Annotated in this window: 1 protein-coding gene; it reads right to left on the minus strand. The window is 54.7% G+C overall.

Features of this window, described 5'->3' with window-relative positions:
* Window positions 1-225: 225 nt before the first annotated feature.
* A partial coding sequence (locus tag AACY19_RS26990) for a DUF1788 domain-containing protein (protein WP_339454549.1) occupies window positions 226-516 on the minus strand: 291 nt, incomplete at its 5' end.

A 516-nucleotide genomic window follows, 5' to 3' on the forward strand; every position in this document is an offset into this window, starting at 1 on the left:
TTGCTCGAGCCGCGCACCGATCTCGTTAGTGATGACATATTCATCTAGCTCGGTCAGGAGGCTGGCCTTGTCATCGGCCTTGATCACGCCATCGATCGAGCGGTCGACCGGCTTGGCGAAAATATCACGTAGCACAGTAGCCATCGATCAGACCTCGTAATTCATGATATTGAAGGCGCGGTAGTATTTGTCGTCATGCAGCAAGCCGAACAATTCGAGCGAAGCTCAGGTCGCCAATGCGTGGGTATATTTTCCCGGAAAGAACATAACCGTAGGACGATCCTTCGCAGTGCTCTGTAGGTTGTTGAGCACGTTGTGCGACCGCAGATACGGGTAGACCTCGCCTATGCCTGACAGGAAGATCACATCATGCGGGGTTTCTTCCATGCGGCGCGCAATCGCCGGAATAAGATGGCTCTGCGGGTCGAGCACGCCTTGTAGCAGCTCCTTGAGCTCGGCTTTGTCAGTGTCGGCCTCGACCTCAAGGATTTGCGCGAAGATCCCTCGATCCTCTAG

The organism is Pseudomonas sp. EA_5y_Pfl2_R50 (assembly GCF_963970475.1).
Taxonomy (GTDB): Bacteria; Pseudomonadota; Gammaproteobacteria; order Pseudomonadales; family Pseudomonadaceae; genus Aquipseudomonas.